The organism is Streptomyces sp. NPDC051963 (genome assembly GCF_044593495.1).
Lineage (GTDB): Bacteria > Actinomycetota > Actinomycetes > Streptomycetales > Streptomycetaceae > Streptomyces.
In genome coordinates, this window is sequence record NZ_JBIUCC010000004.1 from 114035 (window position 1) to 129626 (window position 15592).

Annotated in this window: 12 protein-coding genes; 4 read left to right on the forward strand and 8 right to left on the reverse strand. The window is 71.3% G+C overall.

Annotation, left to right across the window (positions count from 1 at the left end):
* Positions 1-5: 5 nt before the first annotated feature.
* The 4 genes from ACIHFB_RS17300 to ACIHFB_RS17315 are packed head-to-tail and all read right to left on the reverse strand — an operon-like array spanning position 6 to position 4980.
* Entirely contained in the window at positions 6-929 is a 924-nt protein-coding gene (locus ACIHFB_RS17300; RefSeq protein ID WP_365273768.1) for an LD-carboxypeptidase, read from the reverse strand.
* Complete coding sequence (locus ACIHFB_RS17305) at positions 926-2845, reverse strand: prolyl oligopeptidase family serine peptidase (RefSeq protein WP_400127227.1); 1920 nt, start codon at positions 2843-2845, stop codon at positions 926-928. The genes ACIHFB_RS17300 and ACIHFB_RS17305 overlap by 4 nt, the downstream gene beginning before the upstream one ends.
* Positions 2846-2849: 4 nt before the next feature.
* The gene (locus tag ACIHFB_RS17310; protein WP_400127228.1) at positions 2850-4154 is read right to left on the reverse strand and encodes a M20/M25/M40 family metallo-hydrolase; all 1305 of its coding nucleotides are present in this window, start codon (positions 4152-4154) and stop codon (positions 2850-2852) included.
* Complete coding sequence (locus ACIHFB_RS17315; RefSeq protein WP_400127229.1) at positions 4147-4980, reverse strand: M55 family metallopeptidase; 834 nt, start codon at positions 4978-4980, stop codon at positions 4147-4149. The genes ACIHFB_RS17310 and ACIHFB_RS17315 overlap by 8 nt, the downstream gene beginning before the upstream one ends.
* Positions 4981-5074: 94 nt before the next feature.
* Here ACIHFB_RS17315 and ACIHFB_RS17320 point away from each other — a divergent pair, with 94 nt between their 5' ends.
* Complete coding sequence (locus ACIHFB_RS17320; RefSeq protein WP_400127231.1) at positions 5075-5665, forward strand: DUF7010 family protein; 591 nt, start codon at positions 5075-5077, stop codon at positions 5663-5665.
* Between the two features lie 22 nt (positions 5666-5687).
* On the opposite strand, the gene ACIHFB_RS17325 is transcribed toward ACIHFB_RS17320, so the two are convergent.
* The 4 genes from ACIHFB_RS17325 to ACIHFB_RS17340 all read right to left on the reverse strand — a co-directional run bounded on the left by ACIHFB_RS17325 (position 5688) and on the right by ACIHFB_RS17340 (position 12188).
* On the reverse strand, positions 5688-6413 hold the full coding sequence (locus ACIHFB_RS17325) for a class I SAM-dependent methyltransferase (RefSeq protein ID WP_400127232.1): 726 nt from the start codon (positions 6411-6413) through the stop codon (positions 5688-5690).
* Between the two features lie 163 nt (positions 6414-6576).
* On the reverse strand, positions 6577-9033 hold the full coding sequence (locus ACIHFB_RS17330; RefSeq protein ID WP_400127233.1) for a SpoIIE family protein phosphatase: 2457 nt from the start codon (positions 9031-9033) through the stop codon (positions 6577-6579).
* A 145-nt stretch (positions 9034-9178) separates the two neighbouring features.
* A complete protein-coding gene (locus tag ACIHFB_RS17335; protein ID WP_400127234.1) occupies positions 9179-11575 on the reverse strand; it encodes an MFS transporter in 2397 nt (798 codons plus the stop codon).
* Between the two features lie 169 nt (positions 11576-11744).
* Positions 11745-12188 carry an SRPBCC family protein gene (locus ACIHFB_RS17340; RefSeq protein ID WP_365273792.1) on the reverse strand — a complete coding sequence of 148 codons (444 nt, stop codon included), beginning with the start codon at positions 12186-12188 and terminating at the stop codon, positions 11745-11747.
* A 169-nt stretch (positions 12189-12357) separates the two neighbouring features.
* Between ACIHFB_RS17340 and ACIHFB_RS17345 the strand changes: the two genes are divergently transcribed.
* From ACIHFB_RS17345 to ACIHFB_RS17355, 3 genes are all read left to right on the forward strand, one after another.
* On the forward strand, positions 12358-13410 hold the full coding sequence (locus ACIHFB_RS17345) for an Rv2578c family radical SAM protein (protein ID WP_400127236.1): 1053 nt from the start codon (positions 12358-12360) through the stop codon (positions 13408-13410).
* Positions 13411-13546: 136 nt separating this feature from the next.
* Positions 13547-15127, forward strand: a complete 1581-nt coding sequence (locus tag ACIHFB_RS17350) for an alpha/beta hydrolase (protein WP_400127238.1) — start codon at positions 13547-13549, stop codon at positions 15125-15127.
* Positions 15128-15177: 50 nt separating this feature from the next.
* Entirely contained in the window at positions 15178-15576 is a 399-nt protein-coding gene (locus ACIHFB_RS17355) for a RidA family protein (RefSeq protein WP_365273801.1), read from the forward strand.
* The last annotated feature ends 16 nt before the right edge of the window (positions 15577-15592 follow it).

The following is a 15592-nucleotide window of genomic DNA, read 5'->3' on the forward strand; positions in this document are numbered from 1 at the left end:
GCAGCTCAGCGCAGCGCACTTTCTTCAAACGTCAACGTGCCGCTGTCGGCGTCGAGTTCGGCGGCCAGGCCGAAGGGGATGGTCGACGCCCCTTCGCAGTGGCCGAACCCGAACTCCTCAACTACGGGGATGCCGAGTCCGCCGAGCCGGTCGGCGAAGACGGCGCGCAGTGCGTCGTAAGGACCGCATCCCTTCCACGATCCGAGCGCGATCCCGGTGACGCCGTCGAGCCGCTGCGCGCGCAGGAGTTGGGTGAGCATCCGGTCGATCCGGTACGCCTGCTCGCCGACGTCCTCGATCATCAGCAGCCCGCCTCGGGCATCGGTCCGGGCGTGCGGTGTGCCGAGATCGGACACGAGCAGGCTCAGACATCCTCCGTAGGTGACGCCGCGGGCCCGCCCGGGGACCAGGGTGCTGCCGCGGGACACGATGGCGCTCACCGTCTCGGGAGCGAAGAGGGTAGCCTTCAAGTGCTCCTGGGCGCGGGTGTTCTTGATGAAGTCGACGCCCGCGGCCGCGGGTCCGTACAGCGTGACCAGCCCCAGCCGCGTGGCGAACGCCTCGTGCAGCACGGTGATGTCGCTGAAGCCGACGAACACCTTCGGTCCGGCCGCGCGCATCGCGTCCCAGTCCAGCCGATCGACCATGCGCTGCACGCCGTAGCCGCCGCGGGCGCACAGCACGGCGTCCACGGACGGATCGCACCAGGCGCTCTGGAGATCGGCGGCCCGGTGCGCGTCCGTGCCCGCCAGGTAGTCGAACTCACCGTGGCGGTCGAGGACATGGGGTGCGACGACGGGTTCGAGGTCCCAGCCGCGCAGGACGTCGAGTCCGGCCTGGAGTCGCTCCTCCGCCACGGGTCCGCTGGGCGCGACGACGGCCACGCGGGCGCCGGGGGCCAGCCGGGTCGGACGTACCAGCTGCTTCACTTGGTGAGCTCCAGGGTGGGAATGCCGGGCGCTTGCAAGCCGAAGACCTGTGCGTACAGGGAGAGTTCGGCCTCCAGGGCGCGGATCATGGTGTCGGCCCGCCGGAAGCCGTGCCCCTCCCCCTCGAAGGTGAGATACGCGTGCGGCACCCGTCGGCCCTCCATCCGGGCCAGCAGGCGTTCGCACTGCGCGGGCGGGCAGATCACGTCGTCCAGGCCCTGCAACAGCAGGAAGGGTGCGGTGATCCGGTCGGCGTGCTCGGCGGGCGACCGCTCCGCGTACCGCGCGGGCACCTCGGCGAGCGGCCCCACCAGGCTCTCCAGGTACTGCGATTCGAAGTCGTGGGTCTCCCCCGATCCCCAGCCGGTCAGGTCCAGGATCGGGTAGACGATCGTGCCGCAGGCGTAGACGTCGGTCATGGCGAGGGACGCGGCGCTGGTCCAGCCGCCCGCGCTGCCGCCGCGCACGGCGAGCCGGTCCCGGTCCGCGGTGCCCTCGTCGGCCAAGGCCAGTGCGACGGCCGCGCAGTCCTCGACGTCGACCACACCCCACTGCTCACGCAGCCGCTCCCGGTACTCCCGTCCGTACCCGGTCGAGCCGCCGTAGTTGACCTCGGCGACCCCGATGCCGCGCGAGGTGAAGTAGGCGATCGTCAGATCGAGCACCAGCGGCGCCCTGCTGGTGGGCCCGCCGTGCGCCCAGACGACATACGGCGGCAGCTCGTCGCCGGGCGCGACGCACGCCGGGTGGTGGGGCGGGTAGATGTGCGCGTGGATCTCACGTCCGGCCGGGCCGGTGAACGTGCGGATCTGCGGCTCGGGGTAGTACGCGGGGTCGACCGAGTCCTGGTGCGGGGCGCCGATCACCCTGGCCCGACCCGTGCGCGTGTCGAGCTCCACCACTTCGTGCCCGGTGCGCGGGCTCGCTCCGACGGCGACGATGCGCTCGCCGTGCGCGCAGAGCGTGGGCGCGAACTCGGTCCAGGGGCCCGCGGCGTCGACGACCTCGCCGGTCTCCGGGTCGAGTACGCCGAGCGCGGTGGCGCCGCGGCCGTGCACGACGGCGATCAGTCCGCTCTCCAGCGGGGCGAACCAGCGATGGCCCAGCTTCCACAGGGGCCCGCCGAACTCCTCCTCGCGCGGGCAGAGCGGCACCCCGTCGCGGTAGAGGTTCCACCAGCCGGAGCGGTCGCTCGCGTACAGCAGGGCGCCGTCGGGGGCCCACTCCACCTGGGCGATGGACTCCTCGGGACCGCCGGCGACCGTGCGAGCCGCGCGGAAGACGCCGTCCACCTCGGCGACGACCAGTTCCGTGCCGTCCCACGGCATCCGCGGATGGTCCCAGGCGAGCCAGGCCGCCCGCCGTCCGTCGGGCGAGACGCGCGGGCCGGACACGAACCGGTGCCGGCCGTCGCTGAGTTCGCGGACGGCGTCCCGGTCCTCGGCCGCCGAGCCGTCCAGCGGCACCGCGGCGAGCACCCGGCGTACATCGGTGGGCCCTTCGCCGGTGAACTCCTCCATCACGCACCACACTTCACCGGCGTCCGGGCGCAACTGCGGCTCGGCCCAGCGCGGTCCGGCAGGGGTCAGCGGGCGCGGCTCGGTACCCGGCTCGTACCGGTACAGCCGCTGGTCGGCGAAGTTCACGAACACGACGAGCGGTCCGGGGGCACCGGCCCAGGGCTGTCCGCCGTACTCGATGACGCGACTGCGCACGTTCCACGGCGGCGGCAGCATCGACTCCTCGGTGCCCTGCGCCCGTCGCCGCACGAGGGTGCGCCGGCCGCCCTCGGTGGGCCGCGGCTCGGTCCACCAGGCCTCGTCGCCGACGAAACCGACGTACTCGGGATGCCCGTCGTGCGCGGCGGCGAGGGCGGCGTCGATCGGTGACGGCCACGAGCCGTAGGTGAGCTCCATGCCGCTAGGCCGTACGCAGGAAGCGGTCGAGGACGCGGACGCCGAAGTGCAGCGCCTCGACGGGGACCCGCTCGTCGACGCCGTGGAAGAGTGCCTGGTGGTCGAAGCCCTCCGGGAGCTTCAGCGGGGAGAAACCGTAGCCCGTGACACCGAGCCGCGAGAACTGCTTGGCGTCCGTGCCGCCGGACATGCAGTACGGCACCACATGCCCCTCCGGCGCGAACTCCTCGACGGCGGCGCGCATCCCGGCGTACGTCGGCGAGTCCACGGGCGCCTGGAGGGCCACCTCTCGATGGTGGAACTCCCAGTCCACGTCCGGTCCGGTGAGCCGGTCGAGCGTCGCGCGGAACTCGTCCTCGGTGCCGGGGAGATAGCGCCCGTCGACATACGCGACGGCCTCCCCCGGGATCACGTTGACCTTGTAACCGGCGTCCAGCATCGTCGGGTTGGCGCTGTTGCGCACAGTCGCCTCGACCAGCTGGGCCGCGGGGCCGAGCTTCGCCAGCAGCCCGTCCACGTCGTCGAGGTCGGCCTCGATGCCGTACAGCGCGGCGAGTTCGGTGAGGGCCGCGCCGACGGTCGGGGTCAGCCGGAGCGGCCATGCGTGGTCGCCGATCCGGGCGACGGCGGCGGCGAGACGGGTCACCGCGTTCGCCCGGTTCACCTTGGAGCCGTGTCCGGCCCGTCCGCGTGCGGTGAGCTTCAGCCAGCCGGTGCCGCGCTCACCCGCGGCGAGGGGGTAGATCTCGCGCCCACTGCCGTCGTGGAAGGTGAACGCCCCCGACTCGCTGATGCCTTCCGTGCAGCCCTCGAAGAGCCCGGGGTGTTCCTCGACGAGGAACCCGGAGCCGTCCTCCGCGCTCGCCTCCTCGTCGGCGGTGAAGGCGATGACGAGGTCGCGGCGGGGCCGCACGCCCTCACGCGCCCAGGCGCGCACGACCGCGAGGATCATCGCGTCCATGTTCTTCATGTCGACCGCGCCGCGCCCCCAGACGACGCCGTCGCGGATCTCCCCGGAAAACGGGTGCACGCTCCAGTCGGCGGCTTCGGCGGGTACGACGTCCAGGTGCCCGTGCACGAGCAGCGCGTCCGCTGAAGGGTCCGTGCCCTCGATACGGGCGACGACGTTCGTCCGGCCCTCGGTCCGCTCCAGGAGCGTCGGCTCCAGGCCAGCCCCGGCCAGCTGCTCCGCGGCGTACTCGGCGGCGGGCCGCTCCCGGCAGTCGCCGCCTCCGCGGTTGGTGGTGTCGATGCGGATGAGGTCGGAGGTGAACCGGACGACCTCGTCCAGCGACTGCCGGTCAGCCATACTGCTCCTCCACCGCGGCCGAGACGATCGTGGTGACCGCCTTGAAGGTACGGATCCCCTCGTACATGGTGTCGCTGGTGTACGCCACTTTCCGCTCCCCGATCCGGTCCACGCCCGGCACGACGGTCGCGGCCTGCGTCAGATGCTCGGCGTCGAACTCCAGGGCGACGGTGAAGGGGCCGCCTCCGCCGGGCTCGTGACGCACCGCCAGGGCGGCCGCCTCCTTGGCCGCCTCCCGGATGTCGCCCGCCGTCCTGCCCGGGGTACGGCACACGGCCGCGTACCGCGACACATGGTCCTTGACGGCGACCTTCAGCGCCCCGGGGGCATACCCGAGCGCGTCCTCGCAGGCCACGTCGTCGCCGGTGACGAGGACGACCGGCACTCCGTACTCGGCGACGACCCGCGCGTTGAGCAGCCCCTCGCTCGCCCGTACGTCGTTCAGCCACACGCCGGTGATGGAGTTGGCGAGGTAGGTGTGGGCGAGGACGCCTTCCATGCCGGCGCCCGCGTGATAGCCGACGAACGCGATGCCGTCCACGTCGCCGTGCTGCACGCCCTCCACCATGGAGAGGGACTTGTGCCGGCCGGTGAGCATCTGCGCGCGCTCGTCGAGCTGCTCCAGCAGCAGATTGCGCATCGTCCAGTGGGCTTCGTTGATGAGCACTTCATCCGCGCCACCGTCGAAGAAGCCGAGCACGGCGGCGTTGACGTCCGAGGTGAACATCGACCGGCAGCGCTCCCACTGCGGGGTCCCCGGCAGCACATCGGCCGGCCAGGTGACGCCCGTGGCGCCCTCCATGTCGGCGCTGATGAGGATCTTCATGCCGCCCCACGCTACGCGCCGCGCTCGCGGGCGGCCAGGATCAAGCCACCCGGAACACGGGCGAGCCCCTCGTGGACAGTTGTACTCTCCACCAATGACGTCCACGCCCTTCACCACACAGGCTGACTCCGACGACGCCGAGTGCCTCGCGCTGACCCGCAGTCTGCGCCGCAGGGGAACCCTCGTGCTCTCCGTGTTCGCGCTCGTGTGGGCCTTCGCAGGCGCCTCCGGAACCGGATCGGCCACGGACGCCGTGCCGGTGGCCATAGAGGTGGCGGCCGCCCTGCTCACGGCCGCCGCCCTCTGTGCCGGGTATCGCCGGAACGCCGCGCCCTCCCCCCGGACGGTGAGCCTGCCGCGGAACTGGGCGCGCGGGGTGGGCATCGTCAACGGCGTCGAGCTGGTGGCCGTCTTCGCCGTGATCGCCGTGTCCAACGCCACGGGCCACCCGGCGTTCATCCCCGTCGGCATCGCGCTCGTGGTGGGCCTGCACTTCTTCCCGCTGTCCCGCCTCTACGACCAGTGGCAGTACCGCTGGACGGCCGGCCTGATGACCGTCGTCGGCGTCGTCGGCCTCGCCCTCCTCGCGGCCGGCCTGTCCGGCGAGAGCGTGCGCGCCGTCGTGGGCGTGGGCTGCGCGGTGGTGCTGTGGGCGTCCGCCTACCACCTGGCCGTACGCGGCTGAACCCGCCCCGACGCAGGCACCGTCAGGCCGTACGCCCCGCCACCAGCCACTTCGACGGCAGTTCGATCCGGGTGCCGTCGGGTGCGAACTCCGTGGTGATCAGCGGAAGTTCACCACTGGCCAGGACCGTGAGTCCGGCCGCGTGCAGATACACGGGCACCGCGTCGTCGGCGACCTCGCCGGGGGCGATGCCGTGCCGGAAGACCGGGGCCAGCTTGGGCGGCGGGCCCGTGGGGCTCTGGGCGAGGCCCATGAGGACGGGCCGGGCGGCTTCGGAGAGTTCGACGAGGAAGGCCCGGCCGCGCTCCCCGACGAGCGTGGCGAGACCGTCGACCAGCGACTGCCGGTCGTCGGGTTCGGCCTGGTGGAGTACGCCGCGCAGATAGACGTTGGCGTCGCCGAGCTCGGCGTGCAGCGCCTCCGCCTCGGTCTTCTCGCAGGCGTCGAGCAGCCGGTACGTCGCCTGTCCGGCGGGATCGGCGCGCCGGGCGTGGTCGAGGGCCGCCTCGGCCAGGTCGGCGCCGATGACATGCGGAAAGCGGTCGGCGAGGAAGCGGGTCTGGCTGCCGTTGCCGCAGCCGAGGTCCACCATCGGAAGGTTGGGGTCGGGCAGCCGGGGCTCGAAGTTCGCCAGATGGACGCCCACGGTCAGCGTGGGTTCCGCGTCCCAGAAGACGGCCCCCTGCTCCTCGGGAGCCTCCTGCCAGAAACCCTCCCAGGCCTCCCGGTAACGACTCGTCACGCTCATGCCCAACTCCCCAGGGTGCGACGGCCCGCCCGTCGCAAGTGACGGGCGAGTACGGTCTATCGCGCCCTGGTCACGGCATCAAGCGCGTCGCGCATACCTTCACGCCGCATTCGACCGTCGTACGCCCTTGCACGCCCCGTGCGCCCCTCGGGTCCCGACGACGTCAACGGCGTGGCAGTGTCAGTTCGAACCAGACGGTCTTGCCGGCCTTCGTCCGGCTGGTGCCCCACTCCCGGGCGAGCGTGCTGATCACGCGCAGACCGCGTCCGGAGTCGTCACCGGGGCCCGTGTTCAGCAGGGTCGGCAGTTCGTGGTCGTCGTCGTCCACCTCGCACAGCAGGGTGTCACCGCGGACGAGACGCAGCTCGATCGGACGGCTGTGGGAGTGCCGTACGGCATTGGTGACCAGCTCACTGACCATCAGCTCGGCCACGTCGGCGAGTCCCGCGAGGCCCCAGTCGTGGAGCTGTTCGCGCACCGCGGCCCGCGCCCGGCCGACCTCGTGCGGGCCGAGGGAGAGCCGCCATTCGGCGACGTCCTCCGGCTCGATGCCGTTGAGGCGGGACATCAGCAGAGCCACGTCGTCCTTGCGGCCGCCGCGGGTGTTGAGGGCCCGGATGATGGTGTCGCAGGCGTCGTCCATGGACGCGGCCGGGTGGGCGGCCGACTCGCACAGCGTGGCGAGGCCGACGCCGATGTCCTCGCCGCGCACCTCGACCAGTCCGTCGGTGCACATCACCAGCCGGTCGCCGGGCTCCACGCGTACGCGTACCGCCTCGAAGGGCACTCCGCCGACGCCGATGGGCGCGCCGGTCGGCAGGTCGAGCAGTTCGCTGCGCCCGTTCTCGGCGCGCACCAGCACCGGTGGAATGTGGCCCGCGTTGGCGAGGTGCAGCTCGCTCGCGATCGGGTCGTAGACGGCGTACAGACAGGTCGCGAGGTAGGTGTCGCCGAGGCGCTGGGCGAGGTCGTCGAGGTTGCGCAGCAGCTGGGCGGGCGGCAGGTCGAGGGCGGCCATGGTCTGTACGGCCGTACGCAACTGGCCCATCATCGCGGCCGAGTTGAGGCCGTGGCCCATCACGTCGCCGACGACGAGGGCGGTGCGCGCGCCGGGCAGTTTCACGGAGTCGAACCAGTCGCCGCCGACCCGGCCGAGGAGCGTGCCCGGCAGATAGCGGGTGGCGATGTCGCAGCCCGCCATGCGCGGCGGGATGTGCGGCAGCATGCTGTCCTGGAGGGTCTCGGCGACGCTCTCCTGGTAGGTGTACATGCGCGCGTTGTCGAGCACGAGGCCCGCGCGGGCAGCGAGTTCGGCGCCGGTGACCCGGTCCATGTCGTTGAACTCGACGCGCTCGGGGTGGCGCAGCAGGATCATGAAGCCGAGGACCACGTTGCGCGCCTTCAGCGGTACGACCAGCATGGAGCGGCCGGTGATGAGCGGCCTGATGTCCCGCTTCTCGAACTGCGAGGCGATGGCGTGCCCCATCTGCTCGCTGATGCGCGGCACGAGGACGGGCTCACCACTGGTCATGCACTGGAAGAACGGCGTGTGCGCCGGGAACGGCATGGCCTCGCCGACCGGCACGACGTCGTCCCAGCGGCCGGGTTCGTCGGTGTGCTCCAGGGCGACCCGGTGCCACATGGTCGTCGTGTCCGGCACACCGTCCGGGAACCCCTCGCCGGCGACGACCTGTTCGCGCAGATAGGTGCCGGCGACATCGGTGAAGCGGGGCACGACGGCCCGGCTGACCTCGATGATGGTCTTCGCCAGGTCGAGCGAGGTGCCGATGCGGCCGCTGACCTCGTTGAGGAACTCCAGGCGTTCGCGTACGGCGGTGTACTCGAGGTCCTCGCCCTCGTCGGCGATCTCCTGCGGGACGGGCAGACCTTCGGCCCGCGCGCGTGCCGCCCGCTCGCGGCGCGCCTTGCGCTCGGCCCGCCGGGGCACACCCCAGTCGGGGGTGACGGGCACCCGGTCGTTCTGGCTGAACTCCAGGACGGGATAGCCCAGTTCAAGGATCTGCGCGACGATCCGGGCGCCCTCGCCGACGCTCATGCTGGGCAGGATCTCGGGGAGCCGGCGGGCGAGTTCCTCGGCGCCGGGGAAGTCGGTGTGCAGGGCGAAGCCGGGGGCGATCCGCTCGGGGACCGCGTCCTCGTCGTCGTGGCGCAGACCGGCCGCGTCCGCCGCCAGCACCAGCAGCTTCTCCCGCCCCGGGCCCACCAGGGGGTACGCCCACCACAGCACGTCGGCCCGGTCGTCCTCGGTCGGCGAGAGGCGGGCGCGGCCCGCGGCCGGGTAGGACAACTGCCCGTCGAGGGAGGACTCGAGATCGGGTCCGAGTCCGTCGTAGGCCGCCACGTAGGCCCCGTACGGGGTGACGGTCTCCTCCTCGGGCAGGGCGCCGGAGACGGGGAGCAGGTCGAGGACGGGACGGCCGATCGCGTCCTCCTTGGCGGCGCCGAACAGGCGTCGTGCGCCCCTGCTCCAGTGCGAGACCAGGCCGTCGCGGTCGACCACGACCACGGCCAAGGGGATACGTCCGGCCGCGGCGGACTCCGCCTCGGCGTCCATGACCCCGCGGCTCGGAGGTGCGTCCCTCTCGGTGCCACGGTCCATGCCCCAGGCCCTCTCTCCCACGGCTCCGCAAGATCTGTGCCGCCGTCACCACCGTACGGCGGTCACCGCTGACGATGTGCGGCAATAGGGGAATTGGTGCCACGGGTGCGCTCCGGCGCGCAGATCCGCGCCGGGTGCCGGGGACTCAGTCCTCGTGCCCCAGCTGGAGGTCCCGCTCCGTCCGTCCGCCGCCCGCCACTTGGAGCACGGTGGCGACGGGCGGATATCCGGCGGCGATGACCGTGTACTCACCGCTCGACAGATCCACGAACCGGAACGTTCCGTCGGATCCGGTCGTCAGCGTGTCCACGACGTTGCCCGCCGCGTCGAGCAGCGTCACGCGCGCGTCCTCGACGGGCCGCCCGCCGCTCGCGCGCACGGTGCCGCGCAGCACGGCGCCGCCGGCGAGTTCGATGTCCTGGCGGGTCTCCCGGGAGGCCTGGACGGTGACGGGCAGCGCGGTGGGCCGGAACGCGGGCGCACTGGCCGCGAGGGTGTACTCCCCGGCGACCAGCTCGCCGATGACATAGCCGCCCTCGCGTCCGCTGCGGGTGCTGGCCACCACCTCGCCGTGCACGTTGGTCAGCGTGACGGTGGCGTCCCGTACGGGCGTGCCGTCGGCGGTGAGCACGCCCCCGGCGAGCCGTCCGGCGCCGCCGAGGACGACGTCCAGGTCGACGGGCCGTTCGCCGACGGTCACGGAGACGGCCTGCGGCTGGTGGCCGCCCGCCGCGGCGATCAGGACGTACGACCCCGAGCCGGGCGTGGACAGCGCGTACCGCCCGTCCTCGCCGCTCGCGCCCCGTCCGATCTGCTGGCCGGAGACATCGATGAGCGTGAGTGCCGCGCGCGGGACGACGGTCCCGTCGGGGTGCTGCACCGTGCCGCAGACGGGGATTCCGGCGGCGTACGGCGATCGGGCCTGCGGGACGGTGGCGTTCACGTACGGGGGCTCCGTGTCGGTGGCGGGGGCGTTGTGGGACGCTGCGGTGTTCAACAGGGGGGTCTCCTTGAGGAAGAAGGCGATGAGCAGGCCCAGGACGAGCACCGGCACCAGGTAGAGGAAGATCCGCGGCATGGCCTCGGCGTAGGCACCGATGTACGCGTCGCGCAGCTCCGGTGGCAGCGCGTGGACGAGCTGCGGGGTGATCGACTCGGCGTCGGGCAGTCCGGCGCCCGCGGGGACGCGTTCGGCCAGGGCGTCGGTGAGCCGGTCTGCGAAGAGCGTGCCGAAGACGGCCGCGCCGACGCTGCCGCCGATCTGCCGGAAGTAGTTGTTGGCGCTGGTCGCGGTGCCGAGGTCGGCGGGGCGCACGGAGTTCTGCACGGCGAGGATCAGGACGGGCATCACCATGCCGATGCCGGCGCCGAGGACGGCCATCCAGATGCTGTAGTGCAGTCGGGGCGTGTCGATGTCGAGCCCTGAGAGCAGCCACATCCCGACGACGGAGAGGGCGCCGCCGAGGATCGGGTGGATCTTGTAGCGGCCGGTGTGGCTGATGAGCTGTCCGGAGACGATCGAGGCGATGACGATGCCGCCCATCATGGGCAGCATCAGCAGTCCGGACTCGGTGGCGCTCGCCCCGTCGACCATCTGGAGGAAGGTCGGCAGATAGCTGGCCGCGCCGAACAGCGCGACACCGACCACGAGGCCCACCAGACCGGTGACGTTGAAGACGGAGTCCCTGAACAGCCGCAGCGGGATGAGGGGTTCGGCCGCGAAGTGCTCGGCGACCAGGAAGAGCAGCGCGGCGGCCGCCGCGCCCGCGCCGAGGCCGATGATGACCCTCGAGTCCCAGGCGTACTCGGTGCCGCCCCAACTGGTCAGCAGCACAAGGCAGGTGGAGGCCGCCGCGAGCAGCAGGGAGCCTAGGACGTCGAACCGGGGCTTGACCTGGGGCTTCGGCAGTTTCAGCACAACGGCGACGACGGCCATGGTGACCAGCCCGAAGGGCACGTTGATGTAGAAGCACCAGCGCCAGGAGAGGTGGTCGGTGAAGTAGCCGCCGAGCAGCGGGCCCGCGACCGAGGCGAGGCCGAACGCGGCGCCGATCAGGCCCATGTACCGGCCGCGCTGCCGGGGCGGCACGATGTCGGCGATGATCGCCTGCACGCCGATCATGAGTCCGCCCGCGCCGACGCCCTGGACCGCGCGGTAGGCGATCAGCTGGTCCATGGTCCCGGCCCGGCCCGCGAGCGCGGAGCCGACGACGAAGACGACGATCGCGAACTGGAAGACGCTCTTGCGGCCGAGGAGGTCACCGAGCTTGCCGTAGATCGGCAGGACGACGGTGGAGGTGAGCAGGTAGGCGGTGATCGCCCAGGACATCTTGTCCAGGCCGTGCAGCTCGCCGACGATCTTCGGGAGCGCGGTGGCGACGATCATCTGCTCCAGGGCGGCCAGGAGCAGGGCCAGCATCAGCCCGAAGAAGACCAACCGGACGCGGCGCGGGCCGAGTTCGAGGGGCTGGGCCAGTGGAGGTGCGGGGGTCCGCGGGGGCGCCGCAGCCGGTTCGTGCTGCACCAGAGTCGTCCCGCCCACGTACCGCTCCCCTCGTCGCGCTGCCACACAATTCCCGCGTAAAGGCGACAACTAGGAGCAAGCGCGACGAGTTACGGCATCATGCCGGTCGATCAGGAGATCCACTCGAACCGGTGAGGCACCAACGGCCTTTGCAGACCGGCTTCTTGAGTGGGCTCTCGACCCGGGACTACTTCTCGACCTCGGTGGCGAGCTTGGCGAGCACCGCGTCGTAGATCCGGCCGAGACCCTTGGGCGCGAACGTCTTCTCGAAGAAGCCGCCGATACCGCCGGCGCCCTTCCAGGTGGTGGTCACGACGACCCGGGAGTTGCCCTCACCGGCCGGGGTGACCCGCCAGGTGGTGACCATCGTGGAGTTGCGGTCCTTCTCGACGAGCTCACCGTCGGTGGGCTCGCTGACCTCCAGGAGGCAGTCGCGCACGCGCTTGCTGGTGGCCTGGAGCTTCCAGTGCACGAGGGTGCCCTCGCCGTCGCCGCCCTCACGCACCTCGTACTCGCTGAAGTGCTCGGGCAGGAGCTTCGCGCGCGTGCCGCTGTAGTCGGCGAGGGCGTCGAACACCTTCTCCGCGTCCGCCACGACGACCCGCTCAGTAGTGGCCTCGACCTGCGCCATTGACTTCCTCCAGGACCTGGTTCTTCGGGGGCGGGAGCAAGCCAACCACCCCGCTCCCCGGCCGCCCAAATCGGGGTGCCCCCGGGCGTCCGAAGCGATCAGAAACCGCCCTTGCACGCTAATTCGAACACGTGTTTCAATCGGGGGGCAGTGCTACCGAGGAGGCGTCATGCGCTGGGAGAACCTCACAGTGAAGTCCGGCGGCAGCCAGACCGACGCCGCGCTGTTCGGCGCGGACTCTGTGGTCACCCGCACCTTCGACACGCCCGAGTTCCGCGGGATCACCTTCCACGAGGTGCGGGCCCGCTCGATCATCAACCGGGTGCCGGGGGTCTCCCGCATGTCCTTCGACTGGACGGTCAACCCCTACCGGGGATGCACGCACGCGTGCATCTACTGCTTCGCCCGCAAGACGCACAGCTATCTCGACCTCGACACGGGGATCGACTTCGACTCCCAGATCGTGGTCAAGGTGAACGCCCCGGAGCTGCTGCGCCGCCAGCTCGGCTCACGCCGCTGGCAGGGCGAGCACATCGCGATGGGCACGAACGTCGACTGCTACCAGCGGGCCGAGGGGCGGTACGGCCTGATGCCGGGCATCCTCGCCGCCCTGCGCGACCACGCGAACCCGTTCTCGATCCTGACCAAGGGCACGCTGATCCTGCGCGACCTCGAGGTGCTGAAGCAGGCGTCGCAGGTGACGGACGTCGGCATCTCCGTCTCGGTCGGCTTCACCGACCCCGAGCTGTGGCGCACCGTCGAGCCGGGCACGCCCGCGCCGGAGCGCCGGCTGGACGTCGTACGGACACTGAGCGAGCACGGCATCGGGTGCGGGGTCCTGATGGCTCCCGTGCTGCCGTTCCTGAGCGACCACCCGGCCCAACTCCGGGCCACCGTACGGGCGATCGCGGCCTCCGGAGCCACCTCGGTCACTCCGCTGGTGCTGCATCTGCGCCCCGGAGCGCGCGAGTGGTTCATGGCCTGGCTCGGCCATCACCACCCCCACCTGGTGCGCCGCTACGAGCGGTTGTACGCGGCCGGCGCCTACGCGCCGAAGTGGTACCAACGCCGGCTCACCCGTCAGGTCCATGAACTGGCCCAGGAGTACGGCATCGGTCCCGCGAGCGGGGGCATGCCGCGGCGGATCCGGGAGCCGGAGTCGGTGGACCCTGAGCCGGCGCGGCCGAATCTGTCCGAACCGACCCAACTTTCGCTGATTTGAGAGCGTTCTAGCGCATCCCACGCCCCGATTGGGTCAAGTCTTGCCAGAACGCGTTCTTCCGAGGGTGCTTTCCGGGACGATGCGGCGTGGACCGTGGCCCTCGCGGTCCGAAACCCCTCCGTCCTGGGAGGACTCCATGAGAAAACGCGCAGCCGTGCTGTGCGGCGCTGCCGTCGTCGTGGCCGGGACCGTCACGGCCGTCCCTGCCGACGCGAGCGCCCCGCGGACCGCGGACACCGCTCACGCCGCGAAACTCACCTGGAAGAAGTGCGGCACCACCGACTATCCGACGCTCCAGTGCGCGTCCCTCAAGGTGCCGCTCAACCATGCGAAACCGCACGGGCGACAGATCACCCTCGCCCTGTCCCGCGTCCCGCACACCGCGAAGAAGTACCAGGGCCCGCTGCTGGTCAACCCCGGCGGCCCCGGCGGCAGCGGTCTGACGCTCGCCGGGTTCGTCGCCTCGGCGCTCCCCGCGGCGGTCGCGGCGCAGTACGACGTCATCGGCTTCGACCCGCGCGGCGTGGGCGCGAGCAAGCCCGCCCTCGACTGCAAGCCGGGCTACTTCAACCCGGTGCGCCCGGACTCCGTGCCCAGCACCGCGGCGATCGAGAAGGCCAACCTCGTCCGCGCCAAGTCCTTCGCCAAGGCCTGCGGTGAGAAGTACGCGGATCTGCTGCCGTACATCAACACGATCAGCGCCGTCCAGGACATGGACTCCATCCGCAGCGCCCTCGGCGCCAAGCGGATCAACTACTTCGGCTACTCCTACGGCACTTACCTGGGCGCGGTCTACGGCAAGCTCTTCCCGGAGCGGGTGCGGCGCCTGGTCCTGGACTCGATCGTCGACCCCACGGGCGTCTGGTACGAGGACAACATCGCCCAGGACCACGCCTTCAACGACCGCCACCAGGCGTTCATGGCGTGGGTCGCCAAGTACGACTCGACGTACGAGCTCGGCACCGACCCGGCCGGGATCGAGGCCAAGTCGTACGCGATGCGGGCCGCGTTGGCCAAGAAGCCGGCCGGCGGCAAGGTGGGCGCCTCCGAACTGGAGGACACCTTCCTTCCGGGCGGCTACTTCAACGGCTACTGGCCCTATCTCGCCGAGGCGTTCGCGGCCTATGTGAACGACAAGAACGCCGACCCGTTGGTCGAGGCGTACGAGAACTTCGCCGCGATCGACCCCGCGGGAGACAACGGCTACAGCATCTACACGTCGGTGCAGTGCCGTGACGCGGACTGGCCGAGCGACTGGAACCAGTGGCGCAAGGACAACTGGGCGGTCTACCAGAAGGCGCCGTTCATGACCTGGAACAACGCCTGGTACAACGCGCCGTGCGCGTTCTGGCCGACGGACTCGCTGGACCCGGTGAACATCGCCAACGGCAAGCTGCCGCCGGTGCTGCTGTTCCAGGCGACCGACGACGCCGCCACCCCGTACGAGGGCGGCGCCACGGTCCACCGTCTGCTGCGCGGCTCCAGCCTGGTGGTCGAGCAGGGCGGCGGGAACCACGGCATCTCGCTGAGCGGAAACGCCTGTCTGGACAAGTACCTTGCGGCGTATCTGACCGACGGCACGGTGCCGCGCGGCGCCGGCGGGGTCGACGCGGTGTGCGCCGCGCTGCCCGATCCGGAACCGCTGAGCTCGACGGCGTCGGCGTCGTCGTCCGCACGCGGCTCGACACTGCACGGCCTGGTCGGCTTCCGCGGCTGAGCGCACCGTCGGGGGCGGGCGTTGTCAGACCCATGGTCCACCATGGACACATGACCGATCTGACCAGGATCCCCGCCCCCGACGGGGTCGCCGCCGCCGCGCAGTACTCGCACGTCGTCATGGGCACCGGCCGCTTCGTCGCGATCTCCGGCCAGCTCTCCCTGGACGAGGACGGCAAGCTGATCGGCGAGGGCGACCCGGCCGCCCAGGCCCACCAGGTCTTCGAGAACCTCCGCCGCTGTCTGGCAGCCGCCGGTGCCGGCTTCGGCGATGTCATCAAACTCACCTATTTCGTCACGGACATGACCCACATGCCCGCGATCCGCGAGGCCCGCGCCACCCACATACCCGACGACCGCCTCCCCGCCGCCTCCGCCGTACAGGTCGCCTCCCTCGTCCGACCCGAATTCCTGATGGAGATCGAGGCGTTCGCGGTGCTGCCCGCGTGACCGACCTGCCGAGGAG